At 55.9% G+C, this 15,519-nt stretch carries 13 protein-coding genes; 5 read left to right on the top strand and 8 right to left on the bottom strand.

Annotated elements, in window-relative coordinates; genetic code table 11:
* Window positions 1–47: 47 nt before the first annotated feature.
* A complete protein-coding gene (locus C2U68_RS13745; RefSeq protein ID WP_140913040.1) occupies window positions 48–239 on the bottom strand; it encodes a bacterioferritin-associated ferredoxin in 192 nt (63 codons plus the stop codon).
* Between the two features lie 237 nt (window positions 240–476).
* Here C2U68_RS13745 and C2U68_RS13740 point away from each other — a divergent pair, with 237 nt between their 5' ends.
* The 5 genes from C2U68_RS13740 to C2U68_RS13720 are packed head-to-tail and all read left to right on the top strand — an operon-like array spanning window position 477 to window position 6,454.
* Entirely contained in the window at window positions 477–950 is a 474-nt protein-coding gene (locus C2U68_RS13740; protein WP_140913155.1) for a formate dehydrogenase subunit gamma, read from the top strand.
* 1 nt (window position 951) lies between these two features.
* Window positions 952–2,496 (top strand): formate dehydrogenase beta subunit, encoded by a 1,545-nt coding sequence (locus C2U68_RS13735; RefSeq protein WP_140913039.1) that lies wholly within the window; start codon window positions 952–954, stop codon window positions 2,494–2,496.
* 21 nt (window positions 2,497–2,517) lie between these two features.
* Window positions 2,518–5,370 carry a formate dehydrogenase subunit alpha gene (fdhF, locus tag C2U68_RS13730; protein WP_140913038.1) on the top strand — a complete coding sequence of 951 codons (2,853 nt, stop codon included), beginning with the start codon at window positions 2,518–2,520 and terminating at the stop codon, window positions 5,368–5,370.
* Between the two features lie 18 nt (window positions 5,371–5,388).
* Window positions 5,389–6,228 carry a formate dehydrogenase accessory sulfurtransferase FdhD gene (gene fdhD / locus C2U68_RS13725; protein ID WP_140913037.1) on the top strand — a complete coding sequence of 280 codons (840 nt, stop codon included), beginning with the start codon at window positions 5,389–5,391 and terminating at the stop codon, window positions 6,226–6,228.
* Window positions 6,229–6,232: 4 nt separating this feature from the next.
* Complete coding sequence (locus tag C2U68_RS13720; RefSeq protein WP_140913036.1) at window positions 6,233–6,454, top strand: formate dehydrogenase subunit delta; 222 nt, start codon at window positions 6,233–6,235, stop codon at window positions 6,452–6,454.
* A gap of 678 nt (window positions 6,455–7,132) precedes the next feature.
* Here C2U68_RS13720 and C2U68_RS13715 read toward each other — a convergent pair.
* The 7 genes from C2U68_RS13715 to truD all read right to left on the bottom strand — a co-directional run bounded on the left by C2U68_RS13715 (window position 7,133) and on the right by truD (window position 15,518).
* Window positions 7,133–8,029 (bottom strand): hypothetical protein, encoded by an 897-nt coding sequence (locus tag C2U68_RS13715; RefSeq protein ID WP_140913035.1) that lies wholly within the window; start codon window positions 8,027–8,029, stop codon window positions 7,133–7,135.
* An 87-nt stretch (window positions 8,030–8,116) separates the two neighbouring features.
* A complete protein-coding gene (locus C2U68_RS13710; RefSeq protein WP_186289609.1) occupies window positions 8,117–8,527 on the bottom strand; it encodes a GIY-YIG nuclease family protein in 411 nt (136 codons plus the stop codon).
* Window positions 8,528–8,834: 307 nt separating this feature from the next.
* Window positions 8,835–10,163: a TolC family outer membrane protein gene (locus C2U68_RS13705; protein WP_260839358.1), complete on the bottom strand. Its 1,329-nt coding sequence runs from the start codon at window positions 10,161–10,163 to the stop codon at window positions 8,835–8,837.
* Entirely contained in the window at window positions 10,160–10,810 is a 651-nt protein-coding gene (locus tag C2U68_RS13700; protein ID WP_140913033.1) for a response regulator transcription factor, read from the bottom strand. Before C2U68_RS13700 ends, C2U68_RS13705 begins: the two co-directional genes overlap by 4 nt.
* 27 nt (window positions 10,811–10,837) lie before the next feature.
* Complete coding sequence (locus C2U68_RS13695) at window positions 10,838–12,202, bottom strand: HlyD family type I secretion periplasmic adaptor subunit (protein ID WP_140913032.1); 1,365 nt, start codon at window positions 12,200–12,202, stop codon at window positions 10,838–10,840.
* Window positions 12,199–14,349 carry a type I secretion system permease/ATPase gene (locus C2U68_RS13690; RefSeq protein WP_140913031.1) on the bottom strand — a complete coding sequence of 717 codons (2,151 nt, stop codon included), beginning with the start codon at window positions 14,347–14,349 and terminating at the stop codon, window positions 12,199–12,201. Before C2U68_RS13690 ends, C2U68_RS13695 begins: the two co-directional genes overlap by 4 nt.
* Before the next feature lie 125 nt (window positions 14,350–14,474).
* Complete coding sequence (gene truD / locus C2U68_RS13685) at window positions 14,475–15,518, bottom strand: tRNA pseudouridine(13) synthase TruD (protein WP_222101910.1); 1,044 nt, start codon at window positions 15,516–15,518, stop codon at window positions 14,475–14,477.
* Window position 15,519: the final 1 nt, after the last annotated feature.

Here is a 15,519-nt window from a genome sequence, read left to right as displayed (position 1 = left end):
TACAGGGCGGACACCCGCCCTGTTCCTCTAAATCCTATAGCAGCGGACTAAGCTGCCTGCGCCCTCAACGCCTGATTTTGGCACTTCTCATCCAACATCGCCTTGATACTGGCGGAACATTTACCGCAAACGCCGCCAGCCCCGGTACACTCCATGACCTGTCTACGACTGCAAACACCCTGGCTGATCGCTTGAGCAACCTGCTTATCGGTAACCGCTTTGCACACGCACACATACATACAAAAATCTCCAGATCATTTTGAATTAATGATAACAATTATCATTTAAAAGTAAAGTGATGCCGGCGGCATTTTTTTCTGATACCGAACTAAGCCAAACGCTCTTAGTCGAAACGCCGGATTACCTTGCGATGCTTAGGAAATTCGCGGGATTGAGCCATGAATCCCAATTGCGTTGGCGGGTTTTTTCGTGCTTAAATACTCTGATAACCTTTTCGTCATTTACAAGAGCCAATGATGCAAGACTATCAAACCCAACAAGCCACTGTGCTGGAAATACTGGACGCTCACCGAACGATGCCGGGCAGCTTATTACCGATTCTGCACGGCATTCAGGACACCCTGGGCTACATTCCTCCGGCTGCCGTGGCAGACATCGCAAGTTCTCTGAATTTGTCGCAAGCCGAAGTACACGGGGTTATTAGTTTTTATCATTACTTCCGCGACACTCCGCCAGGCAAACACACCGTGCGCATCTGCCGTGCCGAATCCTGCCAATCGATGAACAGCACCGCCCTGGAAAACCACGCCAAACAGGTGCTCGGCATCGATTATCACGAAACTACCGCAGACCAAGCCTTCTCGCTGGAACCGGTCTATTGCCTGGGCAATTGCGCCTGCTCGCCATCCATTACGATAGACGACCAAGTATTCGGCCGCGTCACGCCGGATAAATTCGACAGTCTGCTTGCAAAATTCAAAGGTGCTTAACATGACCCGCCTGTTTATTTCCCGCGACTCCACCGCGCTGTCACTGGGCGCCGAACAAGTCGCCAACGCCTTCGCTCAACATACGGCCGACCGCGGCCAATCGGTACAAATCGTTCGTAACGGCTCGCGCGGCTTGTTCTGGCTGGAACCTCTGGTAGAAGTCGAAACACCGAATGGCCGCATCGCTTACGGCCCGGTGCAGGAAGAAGATGTCGCTTCGCTGCTCGACGCCGGATTACTAGAAGGAAAATCACATCCGCTTTACCTGGGCAATATCGAAGAACTCCCCTATTTCAAAAACCAAAACCGGCTGACTTTCGCCCGTGTCGGCATCACCGACCCGATCAGTCTCGAAGACTATCTGGCCAACGACGGCTACAAAGGCCTGAAAAACGCTTTAGCGCTGCAACCGGCCGAAATCGTCAAACATGTTACCGACTCCGGCCTACGCGGCCGCGGCGGCGCAGCATTCCCCACCGGCATCAAATGGAATACCGTGCTGAACGCCACCGGCGACCAGAAATATATCGTTTGCAACGCCGACGAAGGCGACTCCGGTACCTTTTCCGACCGGATGATCATGGAAGGCGACCCGTTCGTACTGATCGAAGGCATGACCATTGCCGGCGTTGCGGTCGGCGCCACCCAAGGTTACATCTATCTGCGCGTCGAATACCCGCACGCCAAAGTCGCTTTGAACCAAGCCATCGAAGCCGCCTACAAAAACGGCTATCTGGGCGAAAACATTCAGGGCAGCGGCAAGACTTTCCACTTGGAAGTCCGCAGCGGCGCCGGCGCTTACGTCTGCGGCGAAGAGACATCATTGCTGGAAAGCCTGGAGGGCAAGCGCGGCCTGGTGCGATTCAAACCGCCGCTTCCCGCCATCGTCGGCCTGTTCGGCAAACCGACCATCGTCAACAACGTGATTTCGCTGGCGTCCGTGCCGATCATTCTGGACAAGGGCGGCGAGTACTACAAAAATTACGGCATGGGCCGCTCGCGCGGCACGCTGCCGTTGCAACTGGCCGGCAACATCAAACATCCCGGTCTGTTCGAAGCCGCATTCGGTATGACATTACGCGAACTACTCTACGACTACGGCGGCGGTTCCGCCAGCGGTCGACCGATCCGCGCCGTGCAGGTCGGAGGCCCGTTGGGCGCCTACATGCCGGAAAGCCAATTCGATACACCGCTGGATTACGAAGCCTTCGCCGCCATCGGCGCGGTTTTGGGCCACGGCGGTTTGGTCGTTCACGACGACACCACCAATCTGGCAGACATGGCCCGTTACGCGATGGAATTCTGCGTCGAGGAATCCTGCGGCAAATGCACGCCGTGCCGGATCGGCTCGACCCGCGGCGTCGAAGTCATCGACCGCATCGTCGCCAACGTCGACAAGGCCAAAAACACCGAATTGCTGCGCGACCTGTGCGACACGATGTTGTGCGGCTCGCTGTGCGCGATGGGCGGCATGACACCGTATCCGGTGTTGAGCGCATTGAACCATTTCCCCGAAGACTTTGGCTTACACCCCGCCAAAGCCTGATCTATCCTCCCGGAGGTAGCTATGTCATTAAACAACGAAATCGACTACGGCACGCCGGCCAGCGCGTCGGCTGAACAAGTCTCCCTGGAAATCGACGGCCACAAAGTGACCGTCAATGCCGGCACTTCGGTAATGCGTGCGGCCGCCGAGGCCGGCATCAGCATTCCGAAATTGTGCGCCACCGACCGTTTGGACCCGTTCGGCTCTTGCCGAATGTGTCTGGTACAAATCGAAGGCGCGCGCGGCTACCCCGCCTCCTGCACCACACCGGTCGCCGCCGGCATGAAGGTGACCACACAAAATGAAAAGTTGGCGAAGCTGCGCAAAGGCATCGCCGAACTGTATATCTCCGACCATCCGCTGGATTGCTTGACCTGCTCCGCCAACGGCAATTGCGAACTGCAAGATACGGTCGGCGCGGTCGGTCTGCGCGAAGTGCGTTACGGTTTCGAAGGCGAAAACCATCTACAAGCCGAAAAAGACGAAAGCAACCCCTATTTCTCGTTCGACCCTTCGAAATGCATCGTCTGTTCGCGTTGCGTCAGAGCCTGCGAAGAAGTGCAAGGTACTTTTGCGTTGACGATCGATGGCCGCGGCTTCGAGTCGAAAGTCTCTCCGGGCCAAAACCAGCCGTTTATGGAGTCGGAGTGCGTGTCTTGCGGCGCCTGCGTCCAAGCTTGCCCGACGGCAACGCTGATGGAAAAAGCCGTGATCGACCACGGCCAGCCCGAACATAGCGCGATTACCACCTGCGCCTATTGCGGCGTCGGCTGCTCGTTCAAAGCCGAGATGAAAGGCGAACAACTGGTGCGCATGGTTCCGGACAAAAACGGCCAAGCCAACCACGGTCACTCCTGCGTGAAAGGCCGCTTCGCCTTCGGTTACGCCACCCATAAAGACCGCATCACCAAACCAATGGTGCGCGATAAAATCACCGACCCATGGCGCGAAGTGAGCTGGGAAGAAGCGATCGAAACTGCAGCCAGCCGGTTGAAAGGGATTCAAGCCAAATACGGCAAAGACGCGGTCGGTGGCATTACCTCTTCCCGCTGCACCAACGAAGAGACCTATCTGGTACAAAAACTGATCCGCGCCGGTTTCGGCAACAACAACGTCGACACCTGCGCCCGCGTTTGCCACTCGCCGACCGGTTACGGCTTGAAAACCACCTTCGGCGAATCGTCCGGCACCCAAACCTTTGACTCGGTGTTGCAATCCGACGTAATCCTGGTCATCGGCGCCAACCCGACCGACGGCCATCCGGTATTCGGTTCGTTGATGAAACGCCGCCTGCGCCAAGGCGCCAAATTGATCGTGGTCGACCCGCGCGAAATCGACTTGGTGCGCAATAGCCCGCACATCAGAGCCGATTACCACCTGAAACTGCGTCCCGGCACCAACGTCGCCGTGGTCACCGCGCTGGCTCATGTCATCGTCACTGAAGGCTTGGTCGACGAAGCGTTCGTCAACGAACGTTGCGACGTCGAATCCTTCGGCAAATGGCGCACCTTCGTCGCCAAACCGGAAAATTCTCCGGAAGCCATGGCCGAATTGACCGGCGTACCCGCTGAGTTGTTGCGCGGCGCGGCGCGTTTATATGCCACCGGCGGCAACGGCGCGATCTACTACGGCTTGGGCGTGACCGAACACAGCCAAGGCTCGACCACCGTGATCGGCATTGCCAACCTGGCGATGGCCACCGGCAACATCGGTCGCGAAGGCGTCGGCGTCAACCCACTACGCGGCCAAAACAACGTGCAAGGTTCTTGCGACATGGGCTCCTTCCCGCACGAATTCGTCGGCTACCGTCACGTTTCCGATGGCGCCACCCGCGCCCAGTTCGAAGCGGAATGGGGCGTCAACCTGGCTTCCGAACCCGGCCTGCGGATTCCGAACATGTTCGCCGCCGCGATCGAAGGTAGCTTCAAAGGCCTGTACGTACAAGGCGAGGACATCGCCCAATCCGACCCGGACATTAACCATGTTCACCACGCCCTACGTGAACTGGAATGCCTGATCGTGCAAGATATCTTCCTGAACGAAACCGCCAAGTTCGCTCACGTGTTCCTGCCTGGCTCTTCCTTCCTGGAGAAAAACGGTACCTTCACCAATGCCGAACGGCGGATCTCACCGGTGCGTAAAGTCATGAAGCCCCTAGCCGGTAAAGAAGATTGGGAAGTGACCCAAGATCTGTCCAACGCGCTAGGCTATCCGATGAATTATGCACATCCGTCGGAAATCATGGACGAGATCGCTCGGCTGACCCCGCAATTTGCCGGTGTCAGCTACGCGAAAATCGACGAAATGGGCAGCATCCAATGGCCTTGCAACGAGGAACACCCGGACGGCACGCCAATCATGCACGCCGATCAGTTCGTACGCGGCAAGGGCCGTTTCCTGTTGACCGAGTATGTAGCGACCAGTGAACGCACCAACAGCAAATATCCGCTGATTCTGACTACCGGTCGCATTTTGTCGCAATACAACGTCGGCGCCCAAACCCGTCGTACTGAAAACGTGGCATGGCATCAGGAGGATCGTCTGGAAATCCATCCGCACGATGCTGAAGTTCTGGGTATCGCGGACGGCGACTGGTGCGGCGTAAAAAGCCGGTCGGGCGAGACCGTGCTACGGGCACTGGTTACTGACCGGATGCAGCCGGGCGTGGTCTACACCACTTTCCACTTCCCGCATTCCGGCGCGAACGTGATCACCACCGACAACTCGGACTGGGCCACCAATTGCCCGGAATACAAGGTTACGGCGGTACACGTCGCGAAAGTGGCGCAACCGTCCGAATGGCAGAAGGAATACCAGGCCTTCTCCGACGACCAGCAGTCCTTGCTGGATAACCGTATCGTCACCGCCGGCTAAATCCAAGCAAAACCTAGCATGGATCCAGTACCCGCGGAACTAGGCTGGACCAGCTATCGGACCGGAACGTTCGATAGCTGGCGCGGCCCGGAGCATAGCCGCAAACAGGACTACGTCGCCGAAGAGGTGCCGGTAGTCCTGGTCTACAACACGATACCTCACGTGGTCATGCTGACCACACCGCTCAATCTCGAGGATTTCGGCCTTGGCTTCAGCTTGACCGAAGACATCGTCCGTCATCCGTCCGAGATCCAGTCAATCAAGGTCGTACAGCGCTCCAAGGGCATCGAAGTCCGCATGCAAATTCCCGAGGAACGTTTCGACAAACTGCACGGCAAAGGCAAAAACCTGACCGGCCGCACCGGCTGCGGCTTGTGCGGGGCTACGACGTTGGAACAAGCCATCCGTCCGCCACGCACGGTTGGCAAAGGCTTGGTTCTGGACGCACCGCTACTGCGCGACGCTTTTGAAACGATGCGTCAGCAACAAGCGTTGAATTTATTGACCGGGGCCGTACACGCCGCCGCCTGGCTAGATTCCGAAAAAGGCATAACCGCGGTGCGCGAAGACGTCGGCCGCCACAATGCGCTGGACAAGCTGATCGGTGCCCTCGCCAAAAGCGGCTGCGATTTTTCCGCCGGCTGGCTGTTGGTCACCAGCCGCGCCAGTTACGAAATGGTACAAAAAGCCGCCAGCGTCGGCATCACCTTGCTGGCCGCCATTTCGGCGCCGACCGCTCTCGCGATCCGTTTGGCGGACGAGTGCGGATTAACCCTGGTCGGCTTTACCCGCAACGATAACCACACGATTTATACTCATCCTTTTCGCCTACAACATTTACAAACATCCGTCGCATAGCATCATGGACAATCACAGCAATTTGATCAAAATGGCTAACAACATTGGCGCCTTTTTTAAATCCGAACCGGAGCACGATGTGGCCGTAGCCGGCGTCGAACAGCACATCCGCAATTTCTGGGAGCCCAGAATGCGCAAGCAAATCGTCGAATACATCCAGCACGGCGGCAACGAATTGCTCGACATCGTCGCCGAAGCCGTCAAACGCATCGCCCAAAAGCCCTGAGCCAAGGCAACCGTTTTTTCCGATCAAAGGATAGGTCTCGGCTTACGCCCCTATCCTCCAACCTCCAACGACTTCAGAACCTGCCGGAAACGCTAGGCTTATTCCAGCCTACATCGCTTTTGCTGGGCAACCAATTCCAACGCTGTATGGATTCTCCCACGGAGGACCGCTCATCGTTATACACAAGTGCCGTCATGCCCGCAGGACGCGGGCATCCAGTGCCATGGATGGTAGCTTCAAGCTATCCTTGCAGCCTGGATTCCGGCAATCCCTGCCGGAATGACGGTTACAAACAAAGATTTGTAGACGGCTAGCGGTGGACCGAGGGAACCAGGAACACCGGGAAGTCGGGACGGTTTTCCTCCCCTGATGACGCGCCGAGCACCGGAGGATTTGGCGAGAAATTGCCCGTAGGGGAGCAGCAGGGATGCCGCTCGTTTTCGGAGGGCTAGGACAGCCCTTCCGAAAACCCTCGCCAAATCCGCAGGAGCGCAGGACCAACGCGGCATGGGCTGGCTTGCTGACTCACGTCATCCGGACGCTCGCACTTCGTGCGCCGATGGCGGTTGTCGGTCCGCGAACCGACATTCAAAGCGACCGTCGCGTTAGCGACACAAGACACGAAGACCTATTTACCGCGTGGGCACAAAATGCCGTATCTACCCTACTCGGCTGTTGTTAGGGCACCAAAGCCGCAAGGGCCGGAAGATAAGGGGCCACTACCGGACCAAAAACCTGTATATGATCTGCCAGCACTGACATGAACGACTGATAGTGCTGCTTAAAGTGCCCCGTCCCTTGGCTCGCGCGCATTTCTTCAACAGCGTACGTCAACTTCTCAATTACGTATTCGTCAGCGCCAGCATTCGCAAGGGTGTCCAATAGCTCCCGAAATAACTCGTCGCTTGCCCCTGAGCTGACGGCCTTTTGCCTGACGTTCGTACTTCCTGTTGCGACGTTCTGGACGTTGCCAGTTATGTATGTATTGAAGATCTGATGCACTCGTTCTTGGGGCACGGGACTCGAATTCACAGGAGCCTCACCAGCATCAGGCGATTCAGCCTCAATTTCTAGTACAAAGTTCAGAATTCGGTTTCGAATTGCATCAAGTGCCGCCACAATCGCAGGTGCCGGAATGACCTTCCAGGCCTGCATGCAGTTCATATTCTCGTAAATCTCTTGACCCACATATGCAACTATGTCTGGATTCCAAGGTTCTTGAAGAGTACCGGTTTTCGCGCTTTTCACCAGCGATTCCATTGACGCTACCGGCTGACTTAGGCAGGAATATGACAATTTCTCGCGCAGCTCTTTTGGGATGCATGACATCGGAATATCCGCATTTCGCAACCCAGACTGGAATGGCCCGGAGAAATGCCCTTTCGAATTGACGTGAACGACCCTGTAATCGGGCAAGCTGTTTAAGTCATCGTATCCACTAAGTTCCCGCTCAACCCACGCCTTAAACTCGGGATTACCAAGACGGGCGGCCAAAACTTTGCATTTCCTTAGTAACACAGCCAACTCGACATTGGAGTCGATTGCTGCTTCTTGAATCTCTCTCAGCAAGGACATCACTCGCTCCTTCTTGCCCTAACGCCCATCTCAGCCGACCAAAACCGCACAGAGGTTTTTGGTCGGGTGGAGCGCCGTGTTAGGGCTTTAGTGATTGTCAAAGTCATTGTGCGGTGTACCCAAGCTAACTGAGACGTACATTTCTAATAGCGCCTGACGCATTGGGTCTGGCTCAGATACATAACGAACACTCATATTACGAACCCTTGCCCTTTGCTCAATAAATACTGGCCCAAACTCAGGGTGACTTTGCAGGTACTCACGAGAGCCTTTTTCAGTGTATGTTGCAGTTATCTTGCCTGTTATTTGCCGTGCAAGTCTAAATGCAAACGTTGCTGAGTTGTGCCCAGAGCTTGGGCGGCAATGATTTTGTAACCTTTTGCGAATGGTGTTAGTTCTACCTACATATAGATGCTCGTCACCTTCTGAAAAAAGGTAAATACCTGAAGTTGGCATATCTTTTGGTAACGTGGCTACTGTGACGGGTTCCATTTTCATTAGCCTTTGGTACGAAGGTTCTAATGATTCAATGAAGTCTCGGAATATCTTATTCATTTTTTGATAGCCCTAACAAGCTAGTAAGCAGTTAACCGCATATCTATGAGCAACCGCTCCTCGAACATGTATATCATTGATCCAAAAATAACTTTCATTTCCGTATAGCACTACTTTCCTAACATATCCCCGATTAAACTCTAATTGGCAGGAACTTCAAATGCCCGGACTAGGCGGCCACTTTGCGATCAGAAAGCCTGCCACCCGAAGGCCGGATGGCAGGCAATTCCCAAACGGCCAGATAACGCCCCTAATCCGCCAAACTCACCGGCTGCACCTCAGCCGGCAATTGGGTACCCAGATACTTGTTCAACTGGCCTTTGCTCGCCAGAATCCGGTATTGCGAGAACAACTCGTCGTACTTGGCGTTGATTAGCGAACTTTTGGCGATATACATTTCGTTGAAGGTATCGAGCAAGTCCAACAAGGTGCGCTGGCCTATGTTGAATTGCTGCTGGTAGGCGGTAATGGTTTTTTCAGCAGACTCGGCATGCTGTTTGAAAAAATCCATCTGGCTTTTCACGGTCTCGTACGCCACCCACGACAAGCGCATGCTCTCCACCACTTGCCGATGGGTGTTATCGCGGATGTCCTTGGCCTGATTGATTAATTGCGCGGTTTGTTCGCGGCGGGCGATGTCCTTGCCGCCGTTGAAGATGTTGTAGCGCATGCGCAGCATTGCCGTCATGTCGGAGTTGGTACCGCGGATGCCGTCCAGATTGTAGTTATGGCTGACGCCGGTCTCGATATCGAAGCGCGGGAAATACGGCGCCATCGCGGTATTGTGTTGGGCAAACGCCGATTCGATATCGGAGTTGGCCGATTTCAGAATCGGATGTTCGGCCAGGGCTTCGTCGATGGCTTGATCCATCGTCGCCGGCAACGCCGCGGTCGGCGCGGCCACCGGCTCGACCGCATCCGGCAGGATGCCGATCACCCGTTGAAAGCCGGTTTCGGCGTCTCTCAGATTACCGGTTTCGGACCAGACATTCTTTTCGGCCAATGCCACCCGGCCCATGGATTGGTCGACGTCGGCGCGTTTACCGACGCCGCGCTCGCTCCGCAATTTGATCTGCTCGTTGGTGCGCAAATGCAATTGCAGGTTGTCCTTGGCCAGATTCAGTAGTTCCTGGCGGCGCAATACTTTCAAATAAGCTTCGACGCCTTCCAGAGCGGTGATTTCGGATTGGCCGAATACGGTATAAGCACGCGAATCGGTGCGCTTTTCCTGGCGTTCGACTTCGTTCGGCGTCGCCAAGCCGTCGAACAGCATTTGCCTGACTTGAATCGCGCCTTCTTCGCGATGGTAAAACACGGAGCCGTCGCCGCGGCCGCGGGTGGTCGGATTGTTGGACTCCTCCCAGCCGATGCCGGCTGTCACATCGACGGTGGGAAAGTAGCCAGCCCTGGCCTGGTCGATTTCCTCTTCGACCGCACGCCGTTCCGACTTGGCAGCCTGGATTTTCGGGTTATCGTCCAGAACTTTTTGTATCGATTGCTGCAAGCTCAATGCGTGACTCGCAGTTACACAGCCCATCTGCATGGCTACGCCGATGCCAATTCCCAAAGCAAATTTCATGACGTTCCTCTCTGATATTGATCGATCTCTTTCAACAATATGGCCAAGCGCAATCTATCGTCGACTTCCAGTTTCCTAAAAATCGAAGATAAATGGGCTTTCACCGTCCGTTCCGATATATTCAACGCCAACGCGATGCGTTTATTGCTTTCGCCCTGGCGTATCATATTTGCCACTTCCAACTCGCGGGCCGACAACGCGGCCAGCATCTGCAGTTTTCGATCGCAATCCACCGTACTGGCGGGTGCCGACTGCATTCGCCGCGCCCCGGTCAGAGCGCCGATCACTTTCGGTACCAGCGCCCGGCGGATCCAGATGTCGCCAGCCAGGATGCTGGCAACCGCCCGCGCCAACAGAGCAGGCGCCTCCGCCTGCTCGCAATAACCGGCGGCACCGTTGATCAAAATGTTGATTTGCTTCTCTTCCGGCCAATCGGCGCCGATCACCAAGAAGCGGGTCCGTTTATTGGCAAAAACCGTCAGCAGGCTGGCGTCCTCGTCCAGCTTTTTGGCATCGAAGATGACGGCGTCGGCTTGAAAATCGCTGCGAATGCTGTGGAGCATACTGACACTGTACTCAGCCAGTAACGCATGCGTCCATTGCGCGGTCAACTGAGGGTTATTGGAATAAATCAGTATGTTAGCCACAGTGAGTAGTATGAATATCGTCTAAAGTTATCGTTCTCTGAAGGCCCGATCTCTGGCTTTCAATATCGGTTTCAACAGGTAGTCCAGTACGGTTTTCTTGCCGGTCAAAATATCGACTTCCGCCGTCATCCCGGCAATGATATCAAGACGTTGGCCGTTTTTTTCCAGATAATTCCTTGCCGTACGCAAGCGGATCAAGTAATAGTTTTCCTCGTCCTTGCGCTCACCCGGAATACTGTCGGCGCTGATATGCTCCAACGTCGCATCCAGACCGCCGTATATCGAAAAATCGTACGCGCTTAGTTTTACCACAGCTGGTTGTCCGGGGTGAAGAAAAGCAATATCGGCCGGGCGGATTTTGGCTTCGATCAGGAGTTGGTCTTCCACCGGCACGATTTCCAGCAAATCCATGCCGGGCTGGATCACGCCACCGACCGTCGCCACTTTGATGCGCTTGACGGTGCCCTTCACCGGCGACAACACCCGGGTGCGGCTGACGCGGTCTTCCAGCGCCACTGCCGATTCCGACGTGCGATCCAGTTCGGCCTTGACTTCGTTCAACTCCTTCAAGGCTTCGGTGCGGTAGCGGATTTTGATTTCCGCCAGTTTATTGCGCGCTTCGTCCAACGACGAACGCAAGCGCGGTATCGCCAGATTGGCCGAATTCAAATCGCCCTTCAAATCGTTGGCGGCGCGCTGCAGCCTGAGCAATTCCACTTGCGACATGGCGCCGTCGGCCACTAACGGCTCCGACATTTTTACCTCGTCCTGCAATAAGTGGTAGCTGCGAGCCAATTGCTCGCTCTTCGATTGCAGCTCGACAATTTCCTGTTCTTTTTGCCGGACTTGTTCGGCAAGGATATCGCTGTTGGATTTGAGTTCGTTCTGCCGCGACAGCAGCAATTGCTTGGCGTTCTCGACAATCTGCGGCGCATGCTTTGCCACGTCGGCCGGAATCTGCAGCGGCGTGCCGTTGATTTCGGCATTCAGCCGCGCGGTGGCGGCCAGCAGCTCGTAATATTTCAGTTTGGTTTCCTTGAACGACGAGGCGAATCTGACTTCGTCCAATTGCAGCAGCACCTGGTCTTTTTCCACCAGTTGTCCTTCCTGCACCAGAATGTCGGAAACGATGCCGCCCTCCAGATTCTGCACCACCTGAACCTGGCTGGAAGGAATGGTTTTTCCCTGGCCGCGGGTCACTTCGTCGATAGGAGCAAACCCGGCCCAGATTAAGGCGATGGTCACAAAAGCCAGCGTCAGCCACAGAATCAGGTGACCTTGCAGCGGCACTTCGTACAGATTGGCCGCGTTGACGTCGTTCAGAAAATTCTGATCTTCGGCGCGGTAACGCTTGGCAGCCCGCCATGCGGCGATCTTCTGCAACAGCGTCATGCCGCAACCTTGATCTGGCCCTGGCGCAAGGCTTCCAGCACATGATCTTTCGGACCGTCAGCCACGATATGGCCGCCATCCATTACGATCAGCCGGTCGACCAAGCTCAACAGCGACATGCGATGGGTGACCAAAATCAGCGTCTGGCCTTGGAGCTCGGCGGCAAAACGCTGTTTGAAACCTTCCTCGCTACTGTTGTCCATCGCATTGGTCGGTTCGTCCAATACGAAAATCGGCGGAGACAACACCAGCGCTCTGGCCAATGCGATGCTCTGGCGCTGGCCGCCGGATAAATTGGCGCCGCCTTCGCCGACCTGCAAATCGAAACCGGCCGGATGTTTGTTCACGAACGCGTCGACGCCGGCAATCCGCGCCGCTCGCAACACTTGTTGGTCGTCGGCGAAACCGGAACCGAGCGTGATATTGTCTTTGACGCTGCCGTAGAGTAACGAAATATCCTGCGGCACATAACCGATCTGGCGGCGCAAGTCGGCCGGATCGAGTTGGCGAATATCGGTGCCGTCGATCAATACCGCCCCCTGCCGGACCTGGTAAAGGCCTAGGATCAGGCGCTCCAGCGTACTCTTGCCGGAGCCGATGCGGCCGATGACGCCGACCCGTTCGCCGGCTTTAATTTTGAACGAGACGCCTTCCAGTGCGTTGACCGGCTGCTGCGGATAATTGAACACCACGTTTTTGAATTCGATATCGCCGGCAAAGCGCGGCCGATGCAAATAGTCGCGCCCGGCTTCACGTTCGACCGGCAAGGCCATCATCCGGGTCAAGGAATCCAGCGCCGCACGCGCCTGATGATAGCGGGTCAATAGTGCCGCGACCTGGCCGACCGGCGCCAAAGCGCGCGAGGTCAACATCGTGCAAGCCACCAGCCCGCCGGTGGTCAAATCGCCGTCGGCAATCAGGTAAACGCCGGCCACAACCATCATCACCGAGGCCAATTGCTGAAAGAATGCGGTTAAGTTGACCGCCAATCCGGAGTAGAACCGCGACTTCAAACCCAAGCGTGCGATCTCGCCGATGCCTTTTTCCCAACGCGCCTGCAACTGACCTTCGGCGCCGGCGGCTTTGATCGTCTCCAGATTGGTAAGCGCTTCGACCAGCGTGGCGTTTTTCTCGGCGCCGGCTTTAAACAGGGCTTGAATCGTAGCCTTCAACGGTGCTTGCAAGCTGACGCCGATCAACACCGCCAGCGGCAATATGCCGAACGGAATCCAAGCCAGATGGCCGCCGATGCTGGAGATAATCAACAAAAACAGTACCAGAAACGGCAGATCGATCAGGGTTGCGAGGGTCGCCGAGGTTAAAAATTCGCGAAACGACTCGAATTCGCTCAGATTATTGGCAAAACCGCCGACCGAGGCCGGCTTGGCCTCCATCCGTAACCCCATCAGTTTCTCGAAAATAGTCGCGGACAGGATGATATCGGCCCGCTTGCCGGCCGAATCTATAAAGTAGCTGCGGAGCAATTTCATCGCCAATTCGAAGCCGAATACAATCAAAATACCGATCGCCAGCACCCACAGAGTCTCCAAGGCGCGATTCGGTACCACCCGATCGTAAACGTTCATAAAAAACAGCGGCGTCGCTAACGCGAACAGATTCACCAATAACGACGCAGCCACCACTTCAGCGTAAATCGGCCAGGACTTGGCGATAACATCCCAAAACCAATGCGTGGCCTTTGGCAGCGCGGATTCCTCGCTTCTGGCATCGAAGCGGTGGTTAAGTTGCACGAAGAACGCCATACCGCTGTACAAGGCCTCCAGTTCGCCGGCATCGACGATTTTTTCGCCGCTTTCGGTTTCCGGCACGACGACGCTACAGCGATCGCCTTCCCTGCCAACCAGAACGCAGGTGTTGCCGTCCTTCAGCAACAGTACGACCGGCAATACCAGATTGGAAATCCGCGCCAAAGGTCTACGCAGCAGGCTGCTGCGCAAGCCGGCGCGCTCGGCGGCACGTTGGAACAATTCCGGAGTGAGTTTATGATTCTGCAACGGCAAACCCGCCACCAGCGCAGTCTCGGTTTGCGGAATATGCAGAATTTTGCAGACCGAGAGCAGTGCCAGCAATAGCGGATCGTCAAACTTGGGATTGGCAGGTCCTACACTCTGCAGGCTATCGGGCATCGGGTTATTGGGTCGGTAGTGATTATTTTTATAGTGGAACCGGTCCGGCTTCGGCTCCAGATTATAAATTGATTAAGATCACATTCCTACCAACACTTGTACCCAAGTCCAATTTACTTTGAAATTTACAGATCTCCAGCGTTGTCGCAGCCGATCAACTCCCTCACTAACGCCGTAGCATAACTGCCGGCCGGCAGCGAAAAAACTAACCGCAGGCCCTGGCTTTCCCAGTTCCAGCGCAGTTCGCCCGGTATCGCCCGCAATGCCCGACGGTCGGCGGCATCCGCATGATCTCGCAAGCCCTCGACCAATAGCGGATTATTGTTTAAAACCGATTGTTCTATTTCGCCGGCATCGGCCACGGCAAACAGGCCGGATTTGCCGTACATAACGGCGGTCGGATGAATCTCGCCGGCCACCACCCGCGCTGACAGGCCGGCATCCGCCGCTTCGTCGGCAAACACGCTATTGCTTGCCGCCAGCTTGAACACATCACCGGCTAAAGCGCGGTTCCAGCAGCCTTGGCGGACGCGCTCGGCCAGGATCAGATTGAACAAATAGGAACGGGCAGCAGACAGATAAATCGATGCTTGCTCGCGTTTAATTTTGGCGCCGCCGAACAGCGCCAGAGCTTTCTCGAGGTTGCGCCCTTGGTGGCCGAAGCGTTGCGGGCCGAAGTAATTGGGGAAGCCATGCGCTTGGATTTGCCGCAGTTGGGAATCGGTTTGCGTGCGGTCGCCCTGCCAGTTGCGGAGCAGAATTTCGAAACGGTTGCCGACCAACACACCGCGCTTCAGTTTGCGCGGATGGCGAACCGCTTGCAGGACTTTTAGCGTTTCCGATTCGACCGCCGACCAATCGGGATCGTCTTTGCCCGGCAGCCAGACGCTGAACCATTGCCGGGTGCGGCCATGGCGGTCTTTCAGGCCGGCATAGCCGATATCGCGCTGACGGACGCCGGCATGGCGGGCCAGCAAGCGCGCGACATATTCGGTGTTTTCGCCGATTTTTTCGATGAATAGAAAGACATGTTCGCCGTAGCCTTCCGGTTCGAAGCCAAGGATTTCTTCGACGATGAAGTCGTCGGGAGTGGTTTTGATTTCGCCAATGCCGGATGGGCCGCCGTGGGCGTATGGCCCGCAAATTAAATCAAAACCGCTTGATTCCAAA

The sequence above is a fragment of the Methylomonas koyamae genome, from assembly GCF_006483455.1.
Classification (GTDB): Bacteria; Pseudomonadota; Gammaproteobacteria; order Methylococcales; family Methylomonadaceae; genus Methylomonas; species Methylomonas koyamae_B.
The sequence above is the reverse complement of the archived record's forward strand: the minus strand, read 5'-3'. Positions and strand labels throughout refer to the sequence as shown.